The organism is Gardnerella sp. DNF00550 (assembly GCF_049262685.1).
Classification (GTDB): domain Bacteria; phylum Actinomycetota; class Actinomycetes; order Actinomycetales; family Bifidobacteriaceae; genus Bifidobacterium; species Bifidobacterium leopoldii.
Window position 1 is genome coordinate 1168698 of the sequence record NZ_CP058397.1, and the last position, 21315, is coordinate 1190012.

15 protein-coding genes, 1 tRNA gene and 1 pseudogene are annotated in these 21315 nt (G+C 42.2%); 2 read left to right on the plus strand and 15 right to left on the minus strand.

All coding sequences use genetic code 11. The features are described 5' to 3' along the window. Positions 1–35: 35 nt before the first annotated feature. The 13 genes from pstA to HXT29_RS04725 form a co-directional block, all read right to left on the minus strand. The gene (gene pstA / locus HXT29_RS04665; RefSeq protein ID WP_004574111.1) at positions 36–1088 is read right to left on the minus strand and encodes a phosphate ABC transporter permease PstA; all 1053 of its coding nucleotides are present in this window, start codon (positions 1086–1088) and stop codon (positions 36–38) included. Beyond that, the gene (gene pstC, locus HXT29_RS04670) at positions 1089–2036 is read right to left on the minus strand and encodes a phosphate ABC transporter permease subunit PstC (RefSeq protein WP_410295785.1); all 948 of its coding nucleotides are present in this window, start codon (positions 2034–2036) and stop codon (positions 1089–1091) included. It lies immediately after the preceding gene. Positions 2037–2142: 106 nt separating this feature from the next. Continuing rightward, positions 2143–3369 carry a phosphate ABC transporter substrate-binding protein PstS gene (gene pstS / locus HXT29_RS04675; protein ID WP_064340545.1) on the minus strand — a complete coding sequence of 409 codons (1227 nt, stop codon included), beginning with the start codon at positions 3367–3369 and terminating at the stop codon, positions 2143–2145. A 206-nt stretch (positions 3370–3575) separates the two neighbouring features. Continuing rightward, positions 3576–4286, minus strand: a complete 711-nt coding sequence (gene mtnN, locus HXT29_RS04680; protein ID WP_004105593.1) for a 5'-methylthioadenosine/S-adenosylhomocysteine nucleosidase — start codon at positions 4284–4286, stop codon at positions 3576–3578. Beyond that, positions 4279–4776 (minus strand): hypothetical protein, encoded by a 498-nt coding sequence (locus HXT29_RS04685; protein WP_004105595.1) that lies wholly within the window; start codon positions 4774–4776, stop codon positions 4279–4281. The genes mtnN and HXT29_RS04685 overlap by 8 nt, the downstream gene beginning before the upstream one ends. 113 nt (positions 4777–4889) lie before the next feature. Further along, complete coding sequence (locus HXT29_RS04690; protein ID WP_004574114.1) at positions 4890–6071, minus strand: 3-deoxy-7-phosphoheptulonate synthase; 1182 nt, start codon at positions 6069–6071, stop codon at positions 4890–4892. Positions 6072–6337: 266 nt separating this feature from the next. Next, entirely contained in the window at positions 6338–7672 is a 1335-nt protein-coding gene (locus HXT29_RS04695) for a C1 family peptidase (protein ID WP_101885870.1), read from the minus strand. A 111-nt stretch (positions 7673–7783) separates the two neighbouring features. Next, positions 7784–9217 (minus strand): hypothetical protein, encoded by a 1434-nt coding sequence (locus HXT29_RS04700; RefSeq protein WP_004574116.1) that lies wholly within the window; start codon positions 9215–9217, stop codon positions 7784–7786. 176 nt (positions 9218–9393) lie between these two features. After that, on the minus strand, positions 9394–10359 hold the full coding sequence (locus tag HXT29_RS04705; RefSeq protein WP_004105603.1) for a polyphenol oxidase family protein: 966 nt from the start codon (positions 10357–10359) through the stop codon (positions 9394–9396). 14 nt (positions 10360–10373) lie between these two features. Continuing rightward, the gene (locus HXT29_RS04710) at positions 10374–11237 is read right to left on the minus strand and encodes an aldo/keto reductase (RefSeq protein WP_064340693.1); all 864 of its coding nucleotides are present in this window, start codon (positions 11235–11237) and stop codon (positions 10374–10376) included. 247 nt (positions 11238–11484) lie between these two features. Next, positions 11485–14247 carry a polyribonucleotide nucleotidyltransferase gene (locus tag HXT29_RS04715; protein ID WP_004105607.1) on the minus strand — a complete coding sequence of 921 codons (2763 nt, stop codon included), beginning with the start codon at positions 14245–14247 and terminating at the stop codon, positions 11485–11487. 364 nt (positions 14248–14611) lie between these two features. Further along, on the minus strand, positions 14612–14881 hold the full coding sequence (gene rpsO / locus HXT29_RS04720; RefSeq protein ID WP_004109774.1) for a 30S ribosomal protein S15: 270 nt from the start codon (positions 14879–14881) through the stop codon (positions 14612–14614). 130 nt (positions 14882–15011) lie between these two features. Next, complete coding sequence (locus HXT29_RS04725; RefSeq protein WP_112928870.1) at positions 15012–15755, minus strand: teichoic acid transporter; 744 nt, start codon at positions 15753–15755, stop codon at positions 15012–15014. Positions 15756–15982: 227 nt separating this feature from the next. Here HXT29_RS04725 and HXT29_RS04730 point away from each other — a divergent pair, with 227 nt between their 5' ends. After that, entirely contained in the window at positions 15983–16669 is a 687-nt protein-coding gene (locus HXT29_RS04730; RefSeq protein ID WP_004105614.1) for a DedA family protein, read from the plus strand. Between the two features lie 115 nt (positions 16670–16784). Next, positions 16785–16857: transfer RNA gene (locus tag HXT29_RS04735), tRNA-Ala, on the plus strand. 363 nt (positions 16858–17220) lie between these two features. On the opposite strand, the gene HXT29_RS04740 is transcribed toward HXT29_RS04735, so the two are convergent. Both HXT29_RS04740 and HXT29_RS04745 read right to left on the minus strand, forming a co-directional pair. Further along, positions 17221–19296 carry a hypothetical protein gene (locus HXT29_RS04740; protein ID WP_422118318.1) on the minus strand — a complete coding sequence of 692 codons (2076 nt, stop codon included), beginning with the start codon at positions 19294–19296 and terminating at the stop codon, positions 17221–17223. 27 nt (positions 19297–19323) lie between these two features. Continuing rightward, positions 19324–21275 (minus strand): annotated as a pseudogene (locus HXT29_RS04745) (serine/threonine protein kinase). Between the last annotated feature and the right edge of the window lie 40 nt (positions 21276–21315).

Sequence of the window (21315 nt, forward strand, 5' to 3'; positions counted from 1 at the left end):
TTATTTCGCTTCGCTTTGCTTTACTTTATTTCGCTTTATCTCGCTTTTACAGAAAACACTCGAGCTACAATTCGCCCCAAAATATTTAGCAACAACACCAACACAATAAGCGTTAAAGCTGCAGCCCACGAGCGCTCCATCGGAATTGACGTTATGCAAGAAGTCGGCGCATTAGCTGGGCAATTCGCAGAAAGTTTGGAATATTCTTGGTAAACGTACACCGGCAAAGTCGTCATTTGCCCGTCAAATAAATTGAGATTCGTTGAAGCAATAAAGCCTGAAGCCATAAGAAGTGGCGCAGTTTCACCAATAACGCGCGCAACCGCAAGAATACATCCAGACACAATTCCCGGAAGAGCAGTGCGCAAAACGATTTTTGTAATTGTGCGCTGCTGAGTAACTCCCAAAGCAAGAGATGCCTCGCGCAAATCGTTAGGCACAATTTTTAGCATTTCTTGAGAAGACTTCACAACTGTTGGAATCATAAGAAGAGAAAGAGCCACAGATCCTTCAAAACCATTGATTGTACCTGGGCCAGCAAGAAAAGCAAACATTGAAAACGCAAACAAGCCAGCAACAATAGACGGAATACCACTCATAACGTCAACAAGCAGATTAATTATGCGCGAAATTTTGTTTCCGCGAGAATACTCAACCAAATAAACAGCACACATTAAACCAATCGGAATTGAAATAACCATAGCTCCTAGCGTTATTTCAAGAGTTCCAATAATCGCGTGCAAAATTCCGCCATAACCGCCAGTTCCAGTAGCATTTCCGCCCACAACGTAAGTCATGTTATGAGTGAGAAAATCAAAATTCAAGCGCTTAATACCATTAATAATGGTTGTTAAAAGCAAAGAAATAAGCGGAATAAGTGCCACAACAAAAGATAAGAAAATCAGCACGCGCATAAGCATGTCTTTACGTTTGCGCGCAGCTATGTGTGAGCGAGTTGGGCGGAATTTGTTGAAGTCAATAACCGGAGCTGCGGAATTTTCTGCGGAATTCTCAACAGAACTTTCGACAGACTTTTCGGCAAAAGTATTCTCGCTAAGCACTTCAATATTATTAATTTGATTCCCCATTTATGCGCCCGCCTTTCCTGTGATTTTGCGAGCAATAAAGTTGACTGCAAAAGAAATAACGAACAAAACTAAGCCGGTTGCAATAAGCGCACTTACGCCAAGTCCGTTTGCTTCCGGATACTGCGCTGCAATATTTGCTGCGATAGTTTGATTTTGAGAAGCCTTGAAAATATTGATACCAAAAGTAAATCCAGGAGACAAAATCATCAAAACTGCCATCGTTTCGCCTAAAGCACGACCCAGCCCAAGCATAGAAGCCGACACAATACCAGACTTTGCAAACGGCAGAACCGCTAATCTAATCATCTCCCACTTTGTAGCGCCAAGCGCAAGCGCACCTTCTTGCTGCAAACGCGGAGCCTGCTGGAAAATATCGCGAGCCATAGAAGTAATAATCGGCAAAATCATCACAGCCAAAACTAATGCAACTGTAGCAGCAGAACGAGAAGGATTAGCCGCCGGACCAGAAAATAACGGAATCCAGCCAAAAAGTTTAGAAACCCAATCCCAGAAAGGATACATAGCTGGAACCAAAACCAATCCGCCCCACAAACCATAGATTACGGATGGAATTGCCGCAAGCAAATCAATTACTCCACTGAAAAGCAGAACAATTTTTTTAGGTGCATAATAAGAAATAAATAGAGCAATACCAATTGCCACAAAAAATGCGAACAGCAGCGCGAGCGCAGACATAAGCACTGTGCCAAAAATAAGCGGAGACACATAGCTTATAAAATCATGTGCCTTACCACCAGTAAAATCAGCAAACACATGACTTACTTGATCGTGATTTCCACTTATTAACGGCAAAGCACAAAACAGCAGAAATACTGCAACTGCCGTAAGAACAAGCAAAATTAGCATGCCGCAGCCTGCAGCCACGCCTTTAAAAAGACGGTCTGCAAGATGAGTGCCAACATAATTTTTTCTATTGCTCTCAGAAATTTTAGCAGTTTCGTTTGCACTATTCGCGACTGCTTTCGCATTTTTCGTAGAACTCAATCATTCTCCTTTATAACCGATACGTTCATAATACCAGTTTGTAAAGTTTTTATTTTCCTGTTTTAACAGACTTAATCGATGCGTTAATTTTGCTTACCAAATTTTGTGGAAGTGGAGCTGTTCCAGCAGCAGAAGAAGCAGCATTCTGCCCTTCCGCGCTAGTTACGTAGCTCAGCCAAGACTTCACAAATCGAGCAGTTCCTGCATCTTTATAAACCGGGCAAGCAATATCGTAAGAAACTAACACAATTGGATAAGCGCCCTTAGATTGCGTATTGTGATTAATTTTCATAACAACGCGATTAGGATATTTTGCAGAAGCGTCTGCGTCAATTTCAGAATCAGCTAAAGTTTTAGAAGCAGCTTCCGGAGAAATCTCATTGTAAGTATCCCCCACTTTCACTGCAACAGTGCCGAGCTTACCGACCTGTGAAAAATCAGCGTAACCAATCGCACCATTCGCCATGCGAATAGTAGATACAACGCCCGAAGTTCCCTTTGCGCCTTGACCGACGCTATTTGGCCAGTTTTCGCTAAGATCGTGCGACCAATCGTCTGGAGCCGCATCCTTCACATAGCTTAAGAAATTCTGCGTTGTGCCAGACTTATCGGAGCGGTGAACAACAGTAATCGGGGTGTCTGGAAGCTTTAGCTTAGGATTCTGCTTCTTGATATCGTCATCATTCCAGCGCGTAATTTTTCCGTCGAAAATTTTAGCAATCGTCGAAGCGTCCAAATTAATATGCTTGCCAGCATCAGAAACACCTTTAAGGTTGAAAATAATCGCAATTGGTGAAACATACACAGGCACGTCGAAAGCCGTAGTTCCATGAGCACAAACCGACTTAGACTTTTCAACTTCGTCGTTACTCAACGCTTTGTCTGAACCAGCCCAAGCCGTGGCTCCTGTCATAAAAGTGGTAACACCAGCACCAGAACCGGTTGGATTGTAGGCAATTTTTGCACCCGGATTTTTAGATTGGAATCCTGCAATCCACGCTTCCATTGCAACCTGCTGGGAAGAAGCACCCGAGCCTTGGAAATTGCCGGAAATTTTTGCATTCTGCGCTCCGGTTGCGTTGTTGCTGCCCGCTGGACTATTGTCGCCGCAAGCAGCGCAAGTTGCGCACAAGCCGAAAGTGAGCGCCGCAGCAGCAATACTACGGAACTTAAGTGCGCTTTTATTCATATTAAATTTATTCATATTTGACTTATTCATATCGTTACGCATATTCTTCTTTCCTTTCGCGAAGAATTGCCTTGCGCCCCACCACATTTTCGCGTTCCTATAGCCGTATTGCGAATTGGGCGCATTTTCTTAATTAATCCCTATCTTTTTTTATTAACGCAACCATCGTAAACAGGTGGGTAAAACCTCACCGGCAAAAATAAAGTGGGTATCAAAAACGGCGGTATTTGGCGTTATATTTGACGCGACCTAAGCAAAATGAAGGTCGGCGACTACATCGGCGTGTCGAAATGTCACAAATTGCGAATTATATTTACAGTAATTTTTGCAGCAGTGTCCGCGTATTCGGAAATATCGAAAGCGCGGAAAGTTTCGTATTCAGTGTCTGCATTATCACTCATTGCGCGCACAATAAGCGCAGGAACGTCATTACGAGCAGCAACATGCAAGACAGCAGCACCTTCCATTTCAACTGCATCTGCTTTAGTAGCTGCAATTACTTCCGCAACTTTTTCTTGCGAATCAACAAAATATCCGCCGGACGCAATCGTTCCAGCAATATGCGTGATTTTCATGTCAGTTAATACATTGCTAGCTACTTTAAGCAAGTAATCATCCGAATGAAATTCGCTTGCAAACGGCTTCCACTGACCGATTAGACGCATATCAGTATCGAGATATTTTACAGTCTTTCCAAGAACAACATCGTTCGTATGCAAATTTTTATTAAGATTTCCTGCAATTCCAGAAAAAATTACAGCTTGAGGATTGTATGTGTCAATAAGATACTGCACAGTTGCAGCAGCATTTACTAAGCCCATTCCGCCAACCGTAGCTGCAACTTCGATTTTACTGCCATTCGCCGAGTCAAGAGTGCCGCAAGATACATCAAGACTTGCAGACTTATCGTGAGTCACGTTTTCAAGCGCGCTAGCAATATGTGCAACTTCTTCCTCTAAAGCACCGACAACAGCGACTTTCGTAATTTTCTCAGTACTAGGCATTAGCAGAATCATCCTTTTTTACTTCGCTACTTACGCATTTATCGTTATTCTTAACCAAAAACACGCATACTAAAGTCATAATAACAAAAGTCAAAGTCGCAATCTTCAGCAATGCTCCGCACGTAAAATCAAACCAAGGATTCACAACAGGAACATTGAAAAACGCAATAATTTGATCCTGCAAAGCAAGAAAAGCAAAAAATCCAGCTATAAGAAGCACACAAACTAAAGTACCAACAATGCGACGCCATCCGCTAGCAAAAACAATTAAAGCAATTCCAGTTACAAACGGCATAAAAACGCTAAACCACAAAGCAGAAAACGTAACAAGCGTATACCCAGCGCTATGCGTGCCACGATACCATGCAAGAGCCAACAAAAGCACACCGTTGTAAATCAAAGCTAACAATATATAACGCACCACCGGTAATGCTTTACACATAAAACCTTTATTCGCTTTATTAGCTTTATTCAAGTCTTTGTTATACATTTCAACACACTCCCTTGTACGCAAAATATAATGCAAAAATAGGCGGCAAATACAGTAAGGAATATAAGCCAAGTAGAAATTAATTGAGATTATCTTACTACAATCTCTAATCTCTAAGCTCTACGGCGAGTTGCTACAGATTTAGCTAAAATTCTTAGCAAATTGGCAGTATCTTCCCAAGAAATGCAACGATCTGTAATAGACTTGCCGTATTCAAGCTCGCTAAGAGGAGCAGGATCTTGATTGCCACCCTGCAAGAAGCTCTCCATCATAACGCCCTTAATACCCTGCTCGCCATCAGCCAAACGATCTGCAATCTCACGCACAACCTCAATCTGGCGACGCTCATCCTTGCCAGAATTACCATGCGAACAATCCACAACCACGCCGTTAGAAGCCATACAACCAGTGCCCAAGCGCAAACGAATCGAAGCAACAGCAGAAGCAACCGACGCAGCATCATAATTAGGACCTTTACTAGAACCGCGCAAAACCACGTGACAATCAGGGTTGCCAAGAGTCTGCACAGCACAAGCGCGACCAAGATGATCAATACCAAAGAACGTATGATGCTGGCTCGCAGCTAAGCAGCCATTTACAGCCGCAGAAACGGAACCATCCGTAGCATTCTTAAAACCAACCGGCATAGAAAGACCACTAGCAAGCTGACGATGAATCTGAGACTCCGTATTACGCGCACCAATCGCACCCCAGCTCACAGCATCCGCAATAAACTGAGGGCTAGTCGGCTCCAAAAATTCAGTAGCAGCAGCCAAACCAGCATCCAACACGCCGAGCAAAGTCTTACGCGCAAGCAACAAACCCTTATGAATATCATGCGTTCCATCAATATCCGGGTCGTTAATCAAACCTTTCCAGCCAAGAGCTGTGCGCGGCTTTTCAAAATACACGCGCATAACAATAAGAAGCTCATCTTCGAGCTCCGAACGCAACTTAGCCAAACGATTCGCATAATCAAGAGCAGCCTTAGGATCATGCACAGAACACGGGCCCACAATAACAAGAAGGCGATCGTCGTCGCCATTCAAACAGCCACGAATCTCATCACGCGACTGCGCAACAATATCCTGCGCATACGACGACAATGGCAACTCGCCAAGCACCTGAGCAGGAGTCGGCAGCGGCTCCAGCTCAAGCACGCGGCGGTTAATAATGCGATCCACACCAACCTGGTCCTCCCAGCGCTGGAACTTCGCAGAGTTAAGAGGGTTGCGCCCCTCCTCAACCTCCTTCTTTACCGCGCGGGAAGTACGCTGCTCAGCTGCAGAAGACATTTGTCACCATCCTATAAAACAAAACGCGCACCGCCGCGCTTGCGCAAAGAGTTAACCTAACTTGGTGTGGTCGGTGTTCTCGTCTTAAGATAAAGACGAGAACACCGCCGAGCTTGCGTTGAAAGCACAACCACATTTGATGTGGTCGGTGCTTGCATCTTGAATAAAGATGCAAGCACCGCCGCGCTCACGCGAAAAGCACACTGTGCTTTTCGCAATAGTGAGCGCGGCGCTTTGGAGTAGCTTAAGCGCCCAATGCGCTTAAGCTAAGCCAAAGCGCCCATTGGATCCCACGCCGGCAAAACAATTGCTGGTTCTTCTAGGGCTTTGCGATATTCTTCCGGAAGCAGATTCTTCGGCACTGCAACCTCATACACGTACTCAGTAAACCAATCGTCACTCATCGTAAAGTAACCCTTATCTGCAATATCAGTGCCCCAAGAGTTCTCAACGCGCCAGCGGCGAGTAGTAGTGCCATCGTCAGCAACATCCACACCAGCAAAAGCCATAGCGTGATTCATGGCAGAATCAGCAAAACGCACACGCGCTTCCTTATCCAAATCAAAATCAACGCCATAAACGCGACCATACTCGAACAAATCAGTAGCCCAAGCGCCATTCTCGCGATCCATCATAGGATGGCAGTCGGCACCAAACCACACTGGAATGCCCTTCTCAACCAAAATCTTACGCACGCAATCCTTCATAAACTGGTTTGGCACGTTCAAATATTCGGTTGCGTCTCCGCCAGCAACATTACCCAAGTGCTCAATAGCAATTTTCTTGCCCTTAGGATGTTCAGCGCGAGGATCGTCAACCAAGCACACATAATCCTCAAGACCAGCATTCACGTACTTCTTCCAGAACTCAACTGGCGTAATCTCACCATCGCGATGGAACTTGCCGTCGCCATCAGTCCACTCCCAATCGAAGCTCTTAGGTGGCTCACCCAAGTGAATTGTCAAAATCCTGTGACCTGCAGCAGTAGCATCCGCAATAATCTCATCAATTTCAGTGGCATTCGCATACATATGAGCAACAGCAGTATGCAAAAGCGCACGCAACTGCGTATTCATAGCACCAGTATTCTTAGAAGAAGCGGTTTCTGGGAACAAATCCTTAGGAACAGCACCATACTTCTTGTAAACGTTCATAGCCATGGTCCACTGACCGCCATCGCCCATAACGTCATGCAACAAATGCTGAATCAAACGAGAATCTGAAGGCTCACCTGCACGCACCAAAGCAGCAACATCCTTCAAGAAGTAGTTAATTCGCTCAAGCTTGTCGTAGTACATTGCGTAGTTCTGAGAAAACTCAAATTCCTTCAATCCAAGGGATTTCTTCGCAATGAAACGAGCCACGTTCAACGAGCTAAACAGCCAGCAACGGCCAGAACGATCCTGATGTGTTGCATCTCCGTTATCAACAATGGTAGAAAAACGACGCTGCAATAAGCGCGCACGATCATAATTACGCGCGACTTTATCAATACCAGCAGCAGTCACACCATTCATAGCTAAACGGTTTAAAGGATTTGCGTCAAAATCCTCACGCAAACCTTGTAATTTTTCATCAGTTAGAGCAGTGATTTCAGTCACAATGCTACCTTTCCTGTTAATTATCAATATTTATTTCAAATATTTATTCAAATACCAGCACATTCTAACGTACGATACTTAAGCCAATCTACAAATTTTATAATATTTTCTTTATTGATTATCTGTGTCTTGGTTTTCTTGAGACTCGTTAGCTTCACTAGCTTCCTCAGATTCAGCCAACGCAGCTTGAACATCTCGCTGAGCCTGCTTCGCATCCGCAGAAGATTGAGCATTCGCCGAATCCTCATTATCGTCAGAAGCTTGCGCAACTTGTTGGTTTTGTTGAGCATCTCCAAAATCAAATCCAGAGAAAGCATTCGCAAACAGCGAGCGCAATTCCGTAACTCGCTGCGTAATAGTTGCCTCACGATGCTGCAATTGGGTTAATCGAGTCGTCATGCCATCAAGCTCTTGTTGTGCTGCAGCTCTACGCTCTTCAACCTGAGCAGTCGCCTCCTGCATAGCTTTGCGCACAATATCAGCAGCCTGACTATCCGCAGCCTGATGCGTTTGCGCTGCATATTCGTCAGCTTCTTGATGAACAGTTTTTGCGCGAGCAACCAAAGCATCTGCTTCTTCCTGAGCTGCACTTTCTTTCTCTTTCAAGCCAGAAAGCAAGGCATTGACTTTCTTTGTAGCTTCCTCCTGTTGAGCAGCAATATCTGCGCGAATCTGCTCAACTTCTGCACTAACTTGGCTTAACGTACGCGTACGTTCAACTTGAGCATCATCTGCAATTTCTTGAGCTTTAGCGGCAGCAGCATCCGTAATTTCGCCAGCTTTGCGCTGTGCGTCAGCCATCATCTTCGAAGCGTGTTCGCGCATATCAGCAAGCTTTTTATTTGCTTCAGCGAGAGCAGATTCAATCTGATCGTTTGTTTCAGCCTTAGCACGCGCAATCTCTTCGTTTGCAGCCGCACGCTGCTCAGCAATTTTTTGAGCAGCTTCCGACTTAAGTTGCGAAATACTGCTTTCTTGTTGCGCGCGCTCTGAAGCCATACGCTTTGTATGTTCTTCTTGAGCGTTTTGTAAAGCTAATTCTGCAGCGTCTTTTTGAGCTTGCACATCTTTAGCAGTAGTATCGCGCAAACGTGCAGAATCTTCTTGCGCAGCTTGCATAAGTTGTGTCGACTTTTGCGTGGCATTGGAAAGCATTGTGTCTGCTTTAGTTTGTGCTTCTTGCATTAAATGTGCAGCATCCAGCTTTGCATTGTTCAGCAAAGTTCCGGCTTGTGCTTGTGCATTCTTTTTAATTGATGCAGCATCTTGCTTAGCGCGCTCAAGCAATTGAGAACTAGTTTGCTCTGCAGATGCCAGCAATTGTTGCGCATTTGCACCTAAAGACGCAAAAGTATTTCCGCTTTTGGCACGTTTTACATTATTTTTTTCTTCTTGCAATTGCGCTTGTAATTGCAAAATTGATTCATCACTTGAACGCACTTGTTCACGCAGACGAGAAATAGTACGCTCATAGTTTGCAAATGCTTCATTTACCTTGTCTTTATCGTACCCACGCAACGCGGTTGGGAATAAATCAGCCACCATAATATTCCTTTCACAAGCCCCCACACAGCTGCACAAAACGCTGTGCTACACCATCAGAATCAACGCTATCACTTACAAGCAAAAAACACTCGTGTGTTGCGCACGTTTTTGCTAAGCTCACACAACTGCACTTACTACCTAGCTCAAATACAGTACTGTTTATATAGCATATGTGATTATTTGTCGCGAATTACTAAAGCAAGAAGTCTACCTTCATGCGATTTTCCAGCTAAACTAGCACGTCGATGAGAATACCAGAGTGGATTTTCCAAAGTGCACATTGGGTTTTGCAAATTTTGCAAACGTTCTGGCAAAGATTCACCTTCCCCATCTACTTCGCAAATCGTACGCAATTCCTCATCTTCAGATAAATATTGCGTTGCAGCTGTAACTCGCGGCAAAGCGTCAACAATATTCGCAACTCCTGCGAGTGCTAAATCAATGCGAGCAGCTTCAGCAATATCAATACCGATTCCACCGAAACGAGTTTTTGTTACAGTTTGCGGGTAACGTTTTTCAAAATCGCGCGCAATACTCTCACCAACTTCGTAGCAATCTCCACAAATACATGGACCGAGCACTGCTGTTATACGAGAACGCTCAGCTCCCTTTTCGCACATTGCTTCGATAACAGCATCAAGCACTCCAGCCATCAATCCTTTTCGCCCACAATGCGCTGCAGCGATTACTCCAGCTTCGTCGTCCGCAAGTAAAACTGGCAAACAATCTGCAGCAAACATTCCTAATGCAAGCGAGCACGCAGTTGAAACTTGCGCATCTGCTTCAATTCTCAATTGCGAATCCGCAAAACCTGTTGCATCAAAGCCGTAAGAAGTATTCCATGAATCTACTACACTATCTGCGTCAAATACTTCTCTGCTATGAACTTGAGCAACAAGCGACAAGTCAGCTTGCAAAGCTTTTTGTAAAGCTGCGCGATTGCTTGCTACAGCCTCCTCACTATCTCCTGCGCGTCCGCCTAAATTAAGTGAAGCAAATGAGCCTTCAGAAATTCCACCCAATCTAGTAGTAAAAACTGCATGAGTGTGAGTTCCTAAAGCCACCGGAATAGTCACAGGAATTGGCGTACCGTCCTCATCTTCGTGAGGCAACGGCATACCAGTTACGCTTGTTTCTTGCATTTTATTGTTTTCTTTCAGCCTAAATAAGCCAATTCTTCATTGCTTAATTGCAAATCGGAAGCTTTCAAACTATCTAAAATTGTAGCTGGTCTGTGAGCTCCAGGAATTACGAATATGTGATCGCCTTTAGCTAGTTCCCAAGCCAAAACTACTTGCTGATAGCTTACGCCATGATTTTCTGCAACTTTGCGGAATGGATCGAAAAGATGCTCGTCATAAGGATGACGGAATCCACCAAGAGGACTCCAGCAAACAAAAGCAATTCCAAGCTTTTCACAATATTGCAACGTATCTTCATTCTCTAAATGAACTGGAGAATATTGATTTTGCACTGCTACTAGCTTTTCTCCTAAAATATTGCGTGCAATATCGATTTGCTCTACAGAAGCGTTAGAAATACCGATTTCTCGAGCCACACCTTCGTCAAGCAACTGTTGCATTGCTTCAATAGACTCATTGTATGGAACTTCCGGATCTGGCCTGTGGAAGTAAAGCAAGTCAATAGTGTCAACGCCTAAAGCCATTGCAGACTCTTTAGCGTGACGAATCAAATGCTCTGGCTTACCATCCTTACCCCACGTTGGTCGTCCGTCAGTAAAGTTACGGAAGTGACCGACTTTTGTTGCAACTAAAATAGAAGATTTGTCGCCTTTCCAGCTTTCTAAAGCCTCACGAACAAGCTTTTCACCAGTTTGTTCCTCGCCGCCAGAGCAGTAATATGCCCAAGCTGTGTCAATATGCGTACAACCTGCATCAAGAGCTGCGTGAATTGTCTTAATTCCCATATCGTGACCAAGATTATTTTCTATTGTCAATGGCATTTCGCCAAAACCAATAGCGGTTGTATCAAACGAACCTAATGCGCGATGCATGACCATATTTCACCCCTATTTTGTAAGTTTTATATTTTCCGTAAGTATTTATTATTGCATTACGCTACTTTACGCAGTCACAATATTTTACTACTTTTTATATTTTATTTTATTGCACAGATTACATAAAACATTTAAATAGCTATCTAAAAGAAATGCCTCCAAACGCAAACGCAGCTTGAAGGCATTTCTACGAATATTTATTTTTTACTTAGTATCTAGCAATAATTTTGCTTTAATACTATTTGCGCGATTAATCTTCCTCAAATGGATCAAAATCGCGACGCACGCGGCGACGAGGACGCTCTGCGCGCTCTTCACGAGCCGAACGATACTCGTCATAGTGATCGTCATCAGCTGCATAACGCGGCTTTCGATCAGATACGCGACGATTTTCTGAATCTCGACGATTTGAACGATCTTCACGGTCGTCACGGTCTGCACGCTCTTCACGATCGTCGCGATTTTCGTAACGATCGTCACGATCATCGCGCACGCGGCGACGAGGACGCTCATCAAAATCGTTATCACTATAACGGTCATCACGATCTGCACGACGGTCGTCGCGACGAGTGCTGCGGTCATCATAACGGTTATCGCGATCCGCGTATCGGTCATTTCGATCCATGCGATCTCGATCGTCACGATCATCGCGCATGCGGCGACGAGGACGCTCTGCACGATCCGCACGATCATGATTATCGCGATCGTCACGGCGAGAACGACGGTAATCGCCACGAGAATCACGAGAATCGCGATCGTCGCGAGAACCGCGGGAACGATTTTCACGCACCGCTGGAGCAGAAGATTCTTGATCTTCAAAACCTGGAATAGCCAAAGAAATCTTGCCACGCTCATCTACGCTTTGTACGATAACTTCAACATTATCGCCTTCCTTCAGCACATCTTCAACAGTGTCAATGCGCTCACCATTTGCTAAATTGCGAATCTGTGAAATGTGAAGCAAACCGTCAGTTCCAGGAGTCAAATTCACAAAAGCTCCAAAACTTGTGGTCTTAACAACCTTGCCTGTAAAAGTTTCACCAGCTTTTGGCACGCGAGGATTTGCAATAGAATCGATGATTCCCTTAGCTTTCTCAGCAGCTTCGCCGCCTTCAGAAGAAATGTAAACAGTACCGTCATCTTCAATAGCGATTTCAGCACCAGTTTCTTCCTGAATTTGGTTAATCATCTTGCCCTTAGGTCCGATTACTTCACCAATCTTGTCTACAGGAATTGTGGTTGTAATAATGCGTGGAGCAAATGGGCTCATCTCAGCTGGGCAATCAATGCACTCGTTAATAACTTCAAGAATCGTTGTACGAGCTTCATGTGCCTGCTGCAAAGCGGCAGCCAAAATATCAGCTGGAATACCGTCAAGCTTCGTATCGAGCTGCAAAGCAGTGATGAATTCGGAAGTACCAGCAACCTTGAAGTCCATATCACCAAATGCATCTTCTGCACCAAGAATATCAGTCAAAGTCTTAAAGATATGCTTTCCATCAACATCGCCAGAAACTAAGCCCATAGCAATACCAGCAACTGGAGCTTTCAAAGGCACGCCAGCAGCAAGCAAAGAAAGCGTAGAAGCGCAAACGGAACCCATAGAAGTAGAACCGTTAGAACCAATAGCTTCAGACACCTGACGAATAGCGTATGGGAACTCTTCGCGTCCAGGCAATACTGGAACCAAAGCCTTCTCAGCTAAAGCACCGTGACCAATTTCACGACGCTTTGGAGAACCAACGCGACCAGTTTCACCAGTGGAGTATGGAGGCATTTCGTAGTTGTGCATATAACGCTTAGTCTGTGGACCAGAAAGCGCATCAACCTGCTGCTCCATCTTAAGCATATTCAAAGTAGTCACACCCAAAATCTGGGTTTCACCACGCTGGAAGAGTGCAGAACCGTGTACGCGAGGCACAACATCAACTTCTGCAGAAAGCGTACGAATATCGCGCAAACCACGACCATCAATACGATAATCTTCAGTCAAAATACGACGGCGAACAATTTGACGCTGCAATTCTTTAAACGCATTGCCGAGTTCCTTTTCCTTTTCGGCTTCGTCCATATCAGTGAATTCTTCAGCGATTGCAGCACGCACGCCTTCTTTAATTTCAGCGATACGATCTTGACGAGGAAGCTTTTCAGCAATAGAAAGAGCTTCATTTAAATCAGCATGAGCAATCTCGTCAATACGAGCATAAAGTTCGTCAGTATATTCTGGGAAGAGTTGGAATTCCTTAGTTTCCTTAGCTGCAATACGCTTCAACTCATTTTGAGCATCGCAAATAACCTTAATAAATGGCTTTGCAGCTTCCAAACCTCCGGCTACAACTTGCTCATCTGGCTTGGTTTGACCATCATTGTAAATCAAATTCCAAGCATTCTTACCAGCACCAGCTTCAATCATTGCAATAGCAACATCGCCATTTTCAATCACACGACCAGCCACAACAATTTCAAATACTGCACGCTCGCGCTCACTCCAACGTGGGAAAGCAACCCACTGGCCATCAATCAAAGCCAAACGAACGCCGGAAACTGGACCCTCAAATGGCAAGCCAGAAATCATAGTAGATGCAGACGCCGCATTCAAAGCAATAACATCGTAAGCATCATCTGGATTAATTGCCAAAATTGTTTCAACAACTTGCACTTCGTTACGTAAAGTGTGTGGGAACAATGGACGCAACGGGCGATCAATAATACGGCATGCCAACGTTGCTTCGTTAGAAGGACGACCTTCACGGCGGAAGAACGAACCTGGAATCTTTCCAGCAGCATACATTTTTTCTTCCACATCAACAGTCAATGGGAAGAAGTCGTAATTTTCCTTCGGGCTAGATCCTGCAGTCGTCGTCGACAAAATCATGGAATCGTCATCCAAATATGCGGCAACAGCACCATCTGCTTGCTGAGCAAGTCGACCAGTTTCAAAGCGTAGCGTACGCTTACCAAATGAACCATTATCAATAACGGCTTCTACAGCCTTAATTTCGGGACCCTCCACGGGTTCCTCCTTTTCTTAACTTACCTAATCAACCAACATGCGTAATAACATTGACGACTTCGCATTATTACCTATATGCGAATATTTGCACTCTTTGCAACACTTGCGTTACGTCAATATTTCGTAGTGTTTTTTGTTTCGGTTACTTCAATCATCCGTATTAAGTTATGCTTCAATTTTCAATTATGTGTTGAATTATTTGTTAATTCTTTTTAGTTATAAATTACTTTTTAATTATAAATTTTAAATATTGCCCACTACACTTTCCCCAAATATTGCGCATGAGTGAACAATTTATGTATTTAATAATTAAGCAAAACGTATAAATAATACAAAAGCCCGAGCTTAAGCTCGGGCAATAAGACTATCGACGCAAGCCGAGTCGTTCAATCAAAGAACGATAACGGTTGATATCAACACGCTTCAAGTAATCGAGAAGACGACGACGATCACCAACCATAAGCAACAAACCACGACGAGAATGATGATCGTGCTTGTGCTCCTTCAAGTGCTCAGTAAGGTCAGCAATGCGCTTGCTAAGCAAAGCGACCTGCACTTCTGGGGAACCCGTGTCACCCTCGTGCGTCGCGTATTCGTTGATAATGTTCTTCTTATCTTCAGCCGTTAATGCCACGGCGTCCTCCTTAATATCACTGCGCGGTGCCACAACCTTCTGCTGTAGCGCTCTCAATCCGCGGGCGTTACACGCCAAACGTCTATTGTACAACCACTTGCAAACAACTTATTTTCGCAAAATCTAAATATTACATTGCTGTCAAAAAACCACCAAAAATAACCGCTAATATTGCCAAAACCTCAATTGCATAAAACATTATGAACGACGCCCAACTACGCGTAAGAACATTCAAAGCCGAGGTTTTAGGAACAATGACAAGCAAACCAACAAAAATGACAGCAAATACAGCTACTCCAATACCTGCAGAAATAATGCCAAGATTTGCCGCATTCGCTAAACCTGAAGCGTGACCATAAACCACATACGTCGAATACCAAAAGCTCATGTTTAGCATGCATAATCCGGCAATAAGTTGTTCTAAAGCCAGAAAAACAGCAAACATTATCCGCCAAATCCAACGATGAGTGTCAATTAACGCCATGGCAAGACTTGTAAAAGCAGACACTGTGATTACCCACGAAATAAAAACAACACCTTGTGAAGATAATCCAGAGCAATGCGAAATAACCCACGAAGTATGACGAGCTGCCATAGTGCGACCAATCCAATACGGAATAACAATAGCGACAAGCAGAACGCCAAAATAAATCCACCAATTCTTTGGATTAGAATGCTTACGAGAAAAATCAGCAATCGATAAGTCTGTTTCCGGCAAACCAATGTTTAAATATTCGTCAGGAATTTTGCTTTTCGAATCATCATTCTTTTTCGGAACTTCATTAGCATTGATTACGCGAGCAGAACGTTTTCTAGGCCTTAGCGGAGCAAAACTTTGTGGATGTTCACCATCATGCTCATCATTTAACTTCATGCGTTACTTCTCCTGCCAATCTTTAATCGCCAAGCAATTTCTCAAGTTTTAACCATGCAACATTACATTACTAATTATTATTGTATGTTATAACGCAATTAACTGATAGCGTGTGCACAAAAAGTGTCAACCGTTTATGGCGACTGCTAGGCTCAAAATAACAGTTGTTTCGCTTGATTTTTAATTAACAAGCGTCACTAAATACGCAAAATTTATGACAGGACATTATGGGATTTATTCATTTTATTGTTAACCTACTCAAGGATCCACGCTCAGCTATTGCAAGTTGGATTGCAATGGGCACAGCTCCAGCATTAGGCCTTATTTTTCTCATTGTTTTTATTGAAACAGGCGTAGTATTCTTCCCATTCCTCCCAGGAGATTCACTTCTTTTTGCAGCAGGCTTTTTTGCAGCTCCTGACGCTCAAACAGGTCATAGCGCGCTTCCACTTCCACTATTACTTGCCGTAGTGTGGCTAGCCCCAATTATTGGCGATCAGTGCAATTACTTTATTGGTCATTTCTTCGGACGAAAGATTGTAGAATCTGGGAAAGTAAAAGCGCTCACTCCAGAACGAGTTGCAAAAACCGAAAAAATGATTGATAAATGGGGTCCGCTGGCAGTATTCTTGGGTAGATTCTTCCCATTCATACGCACTTTTATGCCGTTTATTTCCGGAATTTCTGGAATGCGTTGGATACGCTTCACACCATTTTCTGTACTAGGCGGTCTCATTTGGTCGTCGCTTTTCACATTTCTTGGATATTTCTTCGGCAAGATTGATTTTGTACAGAAGAATTTTGAATTAGTAATTGTTGCAATTTTGCTTATTTCGCTTGTGCCAACTTTTATTGGTTTATACAAAGCACACAAAGCAAAGAAAACAGCAAAACTTAATAAAGAAAACAAATAAACTAGTATTTTAACTTACGACACTCAAGCACGCTGCACTACAAGAAATGTTGTTTTTATACAAGCTTTGTAGTACAGTGTGCAGAGTTGTCGTAAGATGATTTGTCTTAGACATTGGGGCTATAGCTCAGTTGGTAGAGCGCTTCGTTCGCATCGAAGAGGTCGTGGTTTCGATTACCATTAGCTCCACTAAGCCCACTGCATTCATTCCACCGCAGTGGGCTTTTTATTTTCTTGCACAATGCCTATCAAATCTATCGAAACTATCAAAACCATTAAAACTATTAAAACAGCTTACTTACGTTAATTTTCTTTTTAAAAATAATGCTAATTCCTAATACAGCACAAAGAATTGCTATAATTCCAGCACAAATATAAGCCACAATTCCTATATAATTTACCGAGTTTCGTTTAAAGGAATCAGCATTTTCAAAAGATTTTTCCGATTTTTTCACTTGCGAACGAGCTATCCAATCATCGTTATCGGAGCTATTGTCGGAGCCATCATCTGAACCATCATCAGAACTATCAGTGTCTTTACTCTCGCTATTTTTAGATTTTTTTATCTGCTTCAGATTTTTTTACAAGCTTATTTGCAATAGAAACAATTTTTACATTTTTATATTGCAAAATTGTTATATTTCCCGCATAATCTGCAGCTTTTACTAATACGTCATGAGTAAAACCGTCTGGTTTTAGTTTTGTAGATAAAACTGATTTATTCACATCTTTACCGTTCCAAATGCGATTTGTTTTACCATCAACATCGATTGTTACATATTGCAATGCTATGTTATCTTTTGCACTAATACGTAAAGTTTTTCCTTCTTTATTAGTGCGATAAGTAGAATTATTTTGCATATCAAACACTGTTGCGATTGGAGCAAGATTATCTACTGTAAATTGCACGGAAGCTGGTGCAAATTGCAACATTCCTTCTTTTTTGCTAACTGCACTTTCGCTACAAGAATGATTTCCTACTTTGTCTACTGACATAACACGTACACGATAATGAGCATTATCGGCAAAATTCCGTTTGAAAATAGTGTAAGTCAATCGTTGCCAGCCATGATCTATGCGACTGTTTACAGAAAAATCCTGTTTTGACAAAATCTTCTCTACACCGTCTTGCATAACACTAATTTTTGCAGGACTTGCCAATCCGCTAGGATTGAGTTCTTCAATATGAATATCTTTAGCATTTTGCAATTGTTTACGATTCATTGCTTTAGTGGAACTATCTATACTAAATGATGAACCGCTTCTATTTATAGAAAATTGCAACTTACCAGAAATAACATGATCTACTAAATCTTTAGCACTCCACTGAAGTTGATACACATCATCGTCTTGAATTCCATTATAAAAACCTGCGTATTGCACACTTACGCTTTGCGAATCGGCTTTTCTAGGCACAAAAGAACGCAATTCCTTAGCATATCGCATTCTTCTCAGAGAATACGTTACGCTTTCAGGTTTTAACCAACGATCTTTTATAACTAATATTGGAACTACAGCATGAGAATATGCTCCGCCTTGTTGCACTCCAGTAATAGAAACAGTTGGCGCAAGCGTATCAATAATGAATTTATTACTGATAGAAGAACTCACATTACCTGATAGATCTTCAACACAATAGCGAACATTCCAAGAAGCATCCCCCGAAAAAGAAACATCAGCATACCACATATTTGTATGCACGCCATCGTTTTTAAAGCTTTTAGCTGTAAGTACCATAACCTGTTTACCATCAGCAAAAACTTTCGCAATAGGATAAGAATCATGAAGCAAATACGAGAAAACGAACGAATCATCCTGTATTAATATTCTTGAAGCTCGATTATTACGAAAATATTTGCCTTCATACGATGCGTTGTTATCATAGCTAACACTCAAGCGAGGAGCAATTTTATCAATAACAATATATCGTGAACGCTTGCTATAAGAGTTATCTTTTGTTAAATCTGAGGCATTCAGAACTGAATCAGGAATGCTTAATATTGGCTTACGAGAGCACAATTTGTTGCCAGAAAGTCTATTTTCATTAGAAATATAGTTAGTTTGCTTTGAAACATGAGGATTAGAGTCAACTCCTCCCCATATGCGTTTAGGATGCATTGTTACAGCAGCAAGTCTTATAGAGATATCTTGCAAATCATATATTCCTTCTTTTTGCAATTCAACTCTTACTATTCCTAATACTCGAGGTCGGATCTTATAACGAATATTAACTAGCGACGACACCGCCTCAATCTTAGCTAAATCAGCTTTGGCACTCACTATTTGATATCTTCCAACGCTAACAGTAGCTTTATGCGCGTTCCTAATTTCCGAAGCGTCCAATCCATCAAAAGTTATAAGTAGCGAAGCAGAACGTTTAGTAAACATGTACTCGCCTTGAGTGCGAACAGTTTTCTGTTTTGTCATAACAGAAACATTTGCTATATGCAATCCTTTGGCTGCGTTATAGCTGTTTTTCGCATACGCAATAGAATTAAGTGGCAATAATGCAGCAACTATAGCAACACTAATAAATGCAATAATCCCAATATAGACACCAATGCGAGCGCAACCGCATTTAAGTCGCTTGAAAAAACACATATCCCCCAAATTTCTTTGTTTACACATTTATTCCCCCCTTTTTTATTATTTCTTTTATTTCTTTTGCAAAAAAGCTAGATTAATTTCGTCTTGAACTTTTTTGACACTGTCGATTGCGTTTTTCTTTCTACTTACAGCTTCATCATTTGACACATGCGCTTGTTTAAGAAGATATTCTGCCTTTTCGCACATTTGCTGAATTTCTTGTTTACTGGATCCACTTTCTAGGAACATTGGCAACCACGAATGAATTGATTGCAAAACTAGTTCTCCAGTATCCACGAATAAGACGTCTCCGTGATCTTTCTCAACAATTTGCATTAACTGCTGTAATTGATTCACATAATTTTTATATCTTTCTACGCTTGCACAATCTTTAGAAACATCAACAAGTTGCGCATAAGCGTCAGAAATAGCGATGTACGCGCTTAACATTTTTTGATTTGAAACAGTATGCGATATGTCATCAGAATTAGTTTCTACAGTTTGCGAAGACGTTTCATTCGCATCCTTCTCATATTTTTGAGCCTCTTGGAACCACACTTTTGCTACTCGCATACGAGATAATCGTTCTGTTTGCGAAACTTTTCCAGAAAATCCTGCAAAATAGTACCAATACGCTTTGCCTATTTCTATAGAAATATTCGACCAATCTTTATTTACAGGACGCAAGTTTTGCTCGTATTTATTAATCAAACCAACAAAACATTGCTCTTCGTTGACACTCCATTGCTGATCTGCAAGTTGAATTTGCAATAAAATTTGGAGAGGTTTAAATGACATTTTGCTTATATATTTCTTATTGCGCATGCTATTTTGCACTTGCATTGCATGAGAAATATATCGACACGCAATATCCGAATTGCTTTCACGCTCAGCTAATTGCATGTAAGAATCGTAACTTTTATTATTTTTGCGTATTGCTTCAATTCTTTTACTACTTGGCTCACCATTAAAAGATTGCTTATTTCGATTTACAAAAGCATTCCCCACAAATAAACCTAAGCAGTTGAATAAAATTACTATAAAAACTAGCACTACAACAATTAATGCCGTAATTGCATAGCGCTTTTTTCTAGGCTTAGAACTATTTTTGCATTGTTTGCGTCGCAATACATTCGTAGAAGTGTCGCATTGTTGTGAATGTTTTTCTGTATGCTCACACGCTTCCAGTGCAGAAAACATTTCGTCGCAATCTTTATATCTATGAGATGGTTTAGTAGCTGTAGCTATTGCGAGCACAGACACTAATTGTTCTACTACTTCACGATTCTCATGAGGCAATAGTACAGCAGATTGCACGTTTGTTTTAGGCACTTCAGTTGGTAATAATGCGTAACGCAATGTCATTCCAATCGAATACACATCGCTTGAAGTAGTTGCTGCAGAGTTTTCATTCAAAATTTCAGGAGCAGTAAAAATATTAGTAGCAAATCGAGCGTCGCACTGGTCTATTGTGCGTAAATCAAGCACTCCCCCGTTTGCATATAATTGCGTTGCAGCACCAAAATCAATCAAACGGACTGTGCCATCTTCTGAAATCATAACCTGAGAAGGCTTAAGATCACCGTATATAATTGGCGGATAATGCGAATGTAAATAAGAAAGTATTGAGCAAAGTTGCATACCTAAATCAAGAACAATTTCAACATTTTGCAATCCAGATTCTTCTACAATAGATTTTAAAGAACGCCCCTTTACATAATCGCGAACAGCATAAGCTCTACCATTTTCTTCAAAAAATCAACAATTCGCGGAATAGCTGGATGATCGCATTCCTTTAAAACATTCGCTTCAGCGCGTAAGGATTGAATAATATGCTGTTGATACTCTTCGTCTCCTTGCAGAAGCGTTTCTTTAACAGCCCATTGCTTGTGCAAAACGGTGTCAACAGCAAGAAAGACTGTTGAAGTGCCACCACGCCCCAGCTCACCAAGCAGCTGATAGCGTCCGCCTACACAAACCATCGTTACGCCTCCGCAATATTGAAAACTACAACTACTCATCAAATATTTCAGTTAATTTTTTGAGTAATTGAATTACAGT

Bases quoted from the DNA above. Each gene is read 5' to 3' on its own strand.
- HXT29_RS04690 (WP_004574114.1), bottom strand. From the start codon at position 6,071: ATGTCTTCTGCAGCTGAGCAGCGTACTTCCCGCGCGGTAAAGAAGGAG.
- HXT29_RS04730 (WP_004105614.1), top strand. From the start codon at position 15,983: ATGGGATTTATTCATTTTATTGTTAACCTACTCAAGGATCCACGCTCA.
- pstS (WP_064340545.1), bottom strand. From the start codon at position 3,369: ATGTGGTGGGGCGCAAGGCAATTCTTCGCGAAAGGAAAGAAGAATATG.
- HXT29_RS04740 (WP_422118318.1), bottom strand. From the start codon at position 19,296: ATGTGTAAACAAAGAAATTTGGGGGATATGTGTTTTTTCAAGCGACTT.
- HXT29_RS04685 (WP_004105595.1), bottom strand. From the start codon at position 4,776: ATGTATAACAAAGACTTGAATAAAGCTAATAAAGCGAATAAAGGTTTT.
- HXT29_RS04725 (WP_112928870.1), bottom strand. From the start codon at position 15,755: ATGAAGTTAAATGATGAGCATGATGGTGAACATCCACAAAGTTTTGCT.
- HXT29_RS04705 (WP_004105603.1), bottom strand. From the start codon at position 10,359: ATGCAAGAAACAAGCGTAACTGGTATGCCGTTGCCTCACGAAGATGAG.
- HXT29_RS04710 (WP_064340693.1), bottom strand. From the start codon at position 11,237: ATGGTCATGCATCGCGCATTAGGTTCGTTTGATACAACCGCTATTGGT.
- HXT29_RS04700 (WP_004574116.1), bottom strand. From the start codon at position 9,217: ATGGTGGCTGATTTATTCCCAACCGCGTTGCGTGGGTACGATAAAGAC.
- pstA (WP_004574111.1), bottom strand. From the start codon at position 1,088: ATGGGGAATCAAATTAATAATATTGAAGTGCTTAGCGAGAATACTTTT.
- mtnN (WP_004105593.1), bottom strand. From the start codon at position 4,286: ATGCCTAGTACTGAGAAAATTACGAAAGTCGCTGTTGTCGGTGCTTTA.